Genomic DNA, 616 nt, shown 5'->3' with positions numbered 1-616 from the left:
ACAAGACTATACCATAAATTGCGGTTGGGTTATCTTCAAAATGATTCTTCCCCAACCAATCCGTGGCGAATGGAAAAAGTGAGAGCCAAAACAGCAAATTGAGGTTAGCCCACAAAATGTTACCGTTCACTTTGTTGACCGCCTGTAGTAAATGATGGTGGTTATTCCAGTATATCCCAACATATATAAAACTTAATACATAAGTTAGAAATACGGGCAGTATTGGTTTTAGGGCTTCAAACGTATAACCTTCGGGGGCGCTCATCCCCAACACCATAATGGTAATGATGATGGCTAACACGCCATCACTAAAGGCTTCGAGTCTGCCTGTTTTCATAATCGGCGTGGTTTTGGTAACGGCACATAGTCGTGTTCATCTCCAACCACTTTAGGGAAGGCCTCTAGGTTTTGTGCTTCCCAATCCTTTTTGGCTTTTTCAATGACGTCTCTATCAGAATTCACAAAATTCCAATGGATGTAACGTTCTTCCTCAAAAGGAATTCCCCCAAAAATATACACCGTGGTTTCGGGTTCCATTTCAAAGGAACACAAAGTGCTATCCTTGGCCACTAGTATTTGTTTAGGGCCATAGTTATAACCGTCAGCATTGATACTG

General features: G+C 41.7%; 2 protein-coding genes. Both read right to left on the bottom strand.

Annotated elements, in window-relative coordinates:
- Positions 1 to 337 (bottom strand): TMEM175 family protein (locus JEM65_RS20030; RefSeq protein ID WP_199603363.1); only part of this gene is annotated, 337 nt, incomplete at its 3' end.
- Positions 334 to 616: pirin-like C-terminal cupin domain-containing protein (locus JEM65_RS20025; protein WP_306465101.1), on the bottom strand; the 283-nt coding region annotated here is incomplete at its 5' end. The genes JEM65_RS20025 and JEM65_RS20030, both read right to left, overlap by 4 nt.

The organism is Gelidibacter salicanalis (assembly GCF_016469035.1).
In the GTDB taxonomy this organism is placed as follows: domain Bacteria; phylum Bacteroidota; class Bacteroidia; order Flavobacteriales; family Flavobacteriaceae; genus Gelidibacter; species Gelidibacter salicanalis_A.
Note: the sequence above shows the minus strand (reverse complement) of the source record. Positions and strands in the feature narration are given on the sequence as shown.